The sequence below is a fragment of the Mesorhizobium sp. M7A.F.Ca.AU.002.02.1.1 genome (assembly GCF_003998535.1).
GTDB classification, from domain to species: Bacteria; Pseudomonadota; Alphaproteobacteria; order Rhizobiales; family Rhizobiaceae; genus Mesorhizobium; species Mesorhizobium ciceri.
This window is the reverse complement of the sequence record NZ_RZPB01000312.1, coordinates 1-6,710: the sequence shown is the minus strand read 5'-3', so window position 1 is coordinate 6,710 and position 6,710 is coordinate 1. Positions and strand designations below refer to the sequence as shown.

Genomic DNA, 6,710 nt, shown 5'->3' with positions numbered 1-6,710 from the left:
GTTGGCGAAGGCGTTTGAGCAGTTCGCGCGATGTCTCGATTGCGCGCCTTGAACGATCCACGTCTTGGCGAAACTTGGCAGTTCCGATCATGGAATTATGCCGAACAAGATAGCCGGTTGCGATTACGCCTTGTGCAACTTCTAAATGCGTTCGAACCATCGCGGCCTCCCTTCCAGCGAAAGGAATTGTTTACCCTGTTGTCCAGCATAACCCCAACGGATTCGCTGTACGTTTTCAACCAATCGGCTATTCGGCGATTGTCGGCCAATTGCTGGGTTTTAGCTCCGTGAGCGGCACTTCACCTCAAAGTGCCGTGGCGGCCGGCGCAGAGGTGCGCGAACGTTGGCGCCGACCAACAGAATCTGAGCGGTCATGCCTCGCGCTGGTGGAGTATATCGGCCCTTCGGGAACCACAGTGACGCCAAACGCAACGACCCGGAGAAGTCGGTGCGCACAGTCATTCATTTACAATATTAGCGCAGGCTGAAACTCGGACATGCAGGGTAGCTCGTACATGCCCTTAGCCCCGGTGAAGACCCAGCGCCGGCGCTTTTCTGTTTCGCTGCTGGGTAGGCCTGTCCGCACTCCTGCTTGACTGCGCGACTGCGAGAACAACGCCTCGCGGGTTCCCAAGCCTTGCAAACAGTTAGATCCGGGAGCTAAAGTGCGGCATAGGCTGGTAGGGCAGGCGACCAAAGCGATCTTTCGAAGAACGAAGTCGTCCTCTCGCACGAATCGGCTGCTTGAACGTACACTTTCCATAGACCCTTCTGACCGCCGAGCAGGTTGCCGCTTCGCAAGTACTCTCAGAGAAAAATTGGAGGATCTTATCCCAGCTTGACGCATCAAGGAACTCAAAGGGGGTGGTGTCTAAGGCGACCCTACGCGACATTAGCGGCTGCTATTGCGTTCGCCAATTCTTCTTCAGTAAACGGCTTGCTGAGAATTTTGATGTCGCGAGTCCCCGGGAGTTCGGCGTAGCCCGTTGCTATAATGACGGGTACGTTCGGCCACTGGACTTTGATCGTATTCGATAGCTGCAGGCCCGTCATCTTCGGCATAGCATGATCCGTTATGACGAGGTCGAACGGCTGCTCCTCCAGCAACCTGAGGGCTGCCGCCGCAGAATGCGCCTCCGCGACAGTATGGCCGAGATCCTCGAGCATTGCCGCGGTATTCAAAAGGACCAGCGCATCGTCATCCACTGCCAGAATCCGCAGCGACGCCGTCTCAATGGCTTCCTCGGCAAGAACATCCGGCCCGCGCGCGACTTCCGAGCTCGCGGTGGCCACCGGCAGCCACAGTTCCGCCGTCGTTCCTGCTCCCTTGCGGCTCCTAAGCGTCAGGCGCCCGCCCATTTGTTCTGTCATCCCATGGACCATAGACAGACCGAGACCCGTGCCTTTGCCAACGCCTTTTGTGGTGAAGAACGGTTCTGTCGCCCGAGCTAGTGTTTCTTCGTCCATTCCTTCGCCAGCGTCTGCTACCGAGAGGCAGACATAATGCCCCGGGGCCAAGCCAGCCTGTTTGCTTTCGCCGACCTGTTCCATCCGAGTGGAGATGACGATCGTCCCACCATCAGGCATCGCGTCCCTGGCATTGACGCACAGATTGAGCAATGCGAGTTCGATTTGACTTTCATCAACCATCACACGATCAAGCGAGAGCGGAAATTTCGTCTCTATGATCGCCCTTGAGCCCAGCGATCGTTCCAAGAGATCCTTCATTCCGTGTATGAGCCCTATCAAATCGACAGGCTTTGGATCGAGTTGCTGCCGCCGGGCAAAGGCCAGCATGCGCTGCGTCAAGGACGCTCCCCGTCGCGCGCCGAGCACCGCGTTGTCGAGAAGACGCAGCAATTGTGGATCGTCGGGAAGCCGTTTGCGGAGCAGCTCAAGACTTCCCAGAATCGCCATCAGCAAATTGTTGAAATCGTGGGCGACGCCGCCCGTTAGCTTGCCGACCGCATCCATTTTTTGTGAATGGAAAAGGGCCTCACGGGCCTGATCCAAGGACTCCTGCGCCTTCTTCCGCTCCGTAATGTCGCGTGTGATCTTCGCGAACCCCAGGAGTTCGCCATCCTCGTGCCGAATGGCGTCGATGACCACGTGGGACCAGAACGTAGTTCCGTCTTTGCGTATACGCCAGCCTTCGCGCTCAACTCGCCCTTCACGGGCGGCGATCTCCAGGGCACTTTGCGGACTGCCCCGCTCACGGTCCTCGGGCGTGTAGAATTGCGAAAAGTGCTTGCCGATTATTTCGTCGGCCGAGTAACCTTTGATGCGTTCTGCACCCGAGTTCCAGCTCGTGATTACGCCTTCAGGATCAAGCATGTAGATCGCGTAGTCCGTCACGCCCTGAACCAGACGCTGGAACTGCTCCTGATTTTTCCGGATTTCCTCCTCCGCTTTCTTGCGCTCGGTAAGATCACGGGTGACTTTGGCGAAGCCGGTTAGTCTGCCGCTTGGATCGAGTATAGGATCAACCACAACGTGAGCCCAGAAAGGAGTCCCGTCGCGACGAACCCTCCAGCCCTCGGTCTCAAATTTGCCATCGCGGGCTGCTGTCTCCAGAGTCCGCGATGGAAGACCAGCTTCGCGATCCTCCTCCGTGTAGAAGCACGAGAAATGCTGACCGATGATCTCGCTCGCGGAATAGCCTTTGAACCGCTCGGCCCCCGCGTTCCAACTCGTCACGGTTCCCGAACGGTCCAACATATAGATCGCATAATCAGTAACGGCTTCGACGAGAACGCGGTAGCGATCCTCATCGGCTTTATCGACGGTCCCTTGAATCATACCCCATCCGTTCATTTGTTAACTCTGTGAAACTGCTGGCGTCTTGGATGGTTCCACAGACGATGGGAAGGCGTGCGCGCTGTGGCACAGGCCGTGACTGCCGTGGCCTGCAACGAGCTACTTGCCTGACGGGGGCGCGGCCGTTACAGAAATTGGAATTTCAGATACCGGGCCGGGCCGCCGATCGCTCCACCCAGTTCTACTTCGAACCTGTGATACTGGCGGCTTGCGATTCCTGTTTGGAGACGATGGCGGAATGACCGAGCGAAAGAAGCAGCCCGTTGTAAGTTCCGGCATTGCCGGCTTGGACGAAATTCTTCGCGGTGGATTGCCCGCTTCAAATTTCTACATCGTGCAAGGCGATCCAGGCGCAGGCAAGACGACCGCGGCGTTGCAATTCCTGCGCGCTGGTGTGGCAGCCGGTGAACGCTGCATCTATGTCAGCCTTTCGCAAACCGCCGCCGAACTGCAAGCGATTGCGTCCTCACACGGCTGGACGCTTGATGGCATCCGCGTTGAGGAATTGTCCGCTTCGGAGACCTTGAGCGGAGCGGCCGATCAGACGATTTTCCAGACTGCGGACCTTCGATTGGATGAGACGCGCAAGGCGATTGAACGCGCGATTGAAGAACACAAGCCACACAGGCTTGTTTATGACTCGCTGCTCGAGATCCGGCTGATTACCGGCGACACACCGAGGTTCCGGCGCGAGCTGATTGGTTTCAAGGCCTTCCTGGCCAAGCGGGGCATTGTGGCGGTGTTGCTCGACACCCAGACCAGCGGAGGCGATCACAATGGCGAGGAAATCGAGGGCATTGCCCACGGCGTGATCCGGCTTGATAAATCTCTCGAGGATTACGGCGGCGTGCGCCGGCGTGTTGAAGTCAGCAAAATGCGCGGCGTGCCGTTTGCAGACGGTTATCACGATATGGCCATTCGCGAGGGTGAAGGCGTTGTGGTGTTTCCGAGGATTGTGCCCGGGTCGCCTGCCGAAGTGACCAAGCCGCAACTGATCAAATCAGGGGTAGCCGCTCTCGACGAGATGTTCGGCGGCGGCCAGGAATCGGGAACCATAACGCTCGTGATTGGTCAGTCGGGGACAGGCAAGTCGACGATGTCGTCGCTTTACGCCACTGCCGCGCTTCAACGGAGCGAGAGCGTGGCCCTGTTCCTGTTTGAGGAGCGGCTGGAGACTTTCTTTCGCCGGTCCGAAGGCCTTGGGATGGATCTTCGGCAGTTCTACAAGGACGGCCAACTCGTCATCTACGATTTTAGTCCGAACGAAATCTCGCCCGGAGAGTTCGGCCAGATTGTGCAGCAAGTCGTCAGTCGCAACAATACCCGGGTAGTCGTGATTGACAGCTTCACCGGCTATCTGAATTCTCTTCCCCACCGGGAAAAGGCGGTGCTGGACATCCAGTCTCTCCTGAAACATCTCGCTCGCGCTGACGTGCTAACCATGCTCATTGTCGCCCAGCATGGTTTGCTCGGGCAGAATGTTGGGATCGACGTGGACGTCAGTTTTCTCGGCGACACCGTGCTTCTGCTGCGCATGTCCGAGCATGAAGGCCGCCTTAGGCGCAATATCACGGTCGTCAAGAAACGCCACGGTCCCCACGATCTCGATGTCCGGGAACTTTTCATCGCGAGTTCCGGCGTTTCCGTGGTTGCTTACAATCCTCTGCCCGAGACGTGAGCGACGTCGAGCGAAACGGGCTGGGAACACTGGATTGGGTGCTCATTTTGGCGCCTTACCGCAAGGATGCTGGTTACACCGCCTCCCTGCTGCAGGAACGTGGTTTACGGGCTCGAGCGGCGAGCCCCGAGGACTTAGAGGGATTGCTTGCACTGTCCCCTGGAGTGCTGGTTGTTACCCATGAAGCCTTAAATCCTCAGGCTATCGCAACAGTTGAAAGTTTCCTTCAGGCGCAGCCGAATTGGTCGGAAATTCCAATCGTTGTTTTGTTGGACCGTGGGGCACAGCAGTCACGCATCCAAGCGGCGCTGAGCGCTGCCTGGCCACGTTCACGTCAGATATACTATCAGCGTCCAGTGGCTGCGCTCGAACTAATAAGCGGAATCCAGTCGGCACTCCTCACCAGAATTCGCCAGCGCGACGTGCGTGACTATCTTGAGCGGGAGACGGAACTCCGCCTTGAACTAAATCATCGAGTGAAAAACATCCTGGCGACCGTCATATCCATCTTCGATATGACCAGGCGCGGTGCGATCTCGGCAGAAGGGCTTGCAGAAGACTTCAAAGGGCGATTGAGGGCCTTGTCGGATGTTCATTCTGCAGTTTTTGCTGCCGGTGGCGAGACCGTGGCCTTAACGGATGTCGCAAAATCGGTCCTCGCGCCATACCTTTCCAAGCAACAAACTGCCATCACGATCGACGGACCCGAGGTGCTGCTTTCGCGCGATGCCGGTACAACTCTCGCCCTCTCGCTTCATGAACTAGCAACAAACGCCATTAAATATGGCGGCTTGTCCCGCCCCGAAGGCAGGATACGAATGGAATGGAATATAACGGCGAGTTCGGAACCAGTGCTGACGCTGAGATGGATCGAATCAGGAGGACCGTCGGTAGTTCAACCCTCGCGAGTAGGATATGGAACACGCTATATGCGCGCCGCATTGACCAGCCTATTTGGAGAGGCTCCAGATCTTGTTTTCGCGTCGGATGGCCTGCGTTTCTCTATTCGCGGCCTACTGTCCCGCCTTGCACCCGATGAACGGCTAGGCTGATCGCGGCAGCGCCTACAATTTGGGCAGCGGAAATTCTAAGGTCGGTTGAGACCGGTGACCACTCCCTTGGCATTCAACGACCGCGCAATCTGAAGCTCGGTCCGACCAGCCTTCACGTATTCATGGTAGATCCAGCGCACCGCCGCAATTTCATCAGGTGGTCCAGGCACGAGGATGCCCCGATCCGTCTGGAGGCCCTTGTACTCTTTGAGAGCGAGCATGGTCTTTGTGCACCCAAGCTGGTCGATGAACCGGCGCCTCAGGCCCAGGCCGGCCGACCCTCCCTGCCGGTGTCACCATTCGAACGAGCCTGCACTGGCCGGCAAACACCTTGACCGACAACACCCGGCTGTGCTCGGCACGCCATCGTGCGCTTTATCGCCTTGAGCAGGTCTGATCCGATGCTGCCATCGTTTGCGAACTGTTCGCCAAAATATTCAATTCAACGCCGGCAACACGACACCGATACTCGTACGACGCACTCTCATCGGGGTTCGGGAATCGCCCCAGCGGCTCACATCGTAGACGATGACGATTCGAAATCCGCGTTCTTCGTTTCGACATCCGCCAACAGCCTTTGCTTCGAGGTTCAAGCGCAGCGACCGGCGTCCTCGTATGTGGCCACGGTGTCGTAGTTCATCGCATCCGCGAATTCACGGATTGCATCCTTCTGATTGTCGATCGAATAGCTCTGGTGGTCGGTGGACATTCGCAGGTATTGAGCTGCGCGCACGCGCTGTGCGTTCTCAGCAGGTCGACGGACCGTGTGCGCCTGTTCCATCATTTCGCGCCTGGAAGGCAGATTGAACGTTCGCTTGAACCGGACGATCCTAGCGGTATGAGGCTTCAATCTCGTTACACAATGATCGACACTTTGTACCGAATGGACTTGTCGCCATAAACGAGAAGCGCGGAAAATAGCAGGCAGGCTTCTATCAACACCCGAGAAACCATGTCTTTTATCGTGACGGCTCGTGCCCCCGTTCCGCCGCATTGCAGCCGCAGGTGGCAAGCCATAGGGATATCAGGCCTTCAAGGGAGACCTTACATGAACGTTCACAAAGTCATAGCCGACGTGCTGATGACCGCGGCACTGGCCGGGTGCGCGCAGACCGAAGGCCAGCAGCGGGCCGGAACTGGCGCTCTGATCGGCGGCGCTGGCG

5 protein-coding genes are annotated in these 6,710 nt (G+C 57.5%); 2 read left to right on the top strand and 3 right to left on the bottom strand.

Annotation, left to right across the window (positions count from 1 at the left end; translation table 11 throughout):
• Positions 1 to 882 precede the first annotated feature (882 nt).
• Entirely contained in the window at positions 883 to 2,799 is a 1,917-nt protein-coding gene (locus EN879_RS19275; RefSeq protein ID WP_063170812.1) for a PAS domain-containing sensor histidine kinase, read from the bottom strand.
• A gap of 256 nt (positions 2,800 to 3,055) precedes the next feature.
• On the opposite strand from EN879_RS19275, the gene EN879_RS19270 reads away from it, so the two are divergent.
• Together EN879_RS19270 and EN879_RS19265 are read left to right on the top strand one after the other, a co-directional pair.
• Positions 3,056 to 4,495, top strand: a complete 1,440-nt coding sequence (locus tag EN879_RS19270) for an ATPase domain-containing protein (protein ID WP_013525068.1) — start codon at positions 3,056 to 3,058, stop codon at positions 4,493 to 4,495.
• Positions 4,492 to 5,547 carry a sensor histidine kinase gene (locus EN879_RS19265; protein WP_063170811.1) on the top strand — a complete coding sequence of 352 codons (1,056 nt, stop codon included), beginning with the start codon at positions 4,492 to 4,494 and terminating at the stop codon, positions 5,545 to 5,547. Before EN879_RS19270 ends, EN879_RS19265 begins: the two co-directional genes overlap by 4 nt.
• A gap of 35 nt (positions 5,548 to 5,582) precedes the next feature.
• On the opposite strand, the gene EN879_RS40030 is transcribed toward EN879_RS19265, so the two are convergent.
• Positions 5,583 to 5,768, bottom strand: coding sequence for a recombinase family protein (locus tag EN879_RS40030; RefSeq protein WP_063170810.1), 186 nt, complete (start codon positions 5,766 to 5,768; stop codon positions 5,583 to 5,585).
• A 368-nt stretch (positions 5,769 to 6,136) separates the two neighbouring features.
• Complete coding sequence (locus tag EN879_RS40025; protein ID WP_244514443.1) at positions 6,137 to 6,328, bottom strand: recombinase family protein; 192 nt, start codon at positions 6,326 to 6,328, stop codon at positions 6,137 to 6,139.
• Between the last annotated feature and the right edge of the window lie 382 nt (positions 6,329 to 6,710).

What these genes read in the sequence shown, in the direction of transcription:
- EN879_RS19275 (WP_063170812.1), bottom strand. Translation starts at nt 2,799, where the DNA reads ATGATTCAAGGGACCGTCGATAAAGCCGATGAGGATCGCTACCGCGTT.
- EN879_RS19270 (WP_013525068.1), top strand. Translation starts at nt 3,056, where the DNA reads ATGACCGAGCGAAAGAAGCAGCCCGTTGTAAGTTCCGGCATTGCCGGC.
- EN879_RS40030 (WP_063170810.1), bottom strand. Translation starts at nt 5,768, where the DNA reads ATGCTCGCTCTCAAAGAGTACAAGGGCCTCCAGACGGATCGGGGCATC.
- EN879_RS40025 (WP_244514443.1), bottom strand. Translation starts at nt 6,328, where the DNA reads ATGGAACAGGCGCACACGGTCCGTCGACCTGCTGAGAACGCACAGCGC.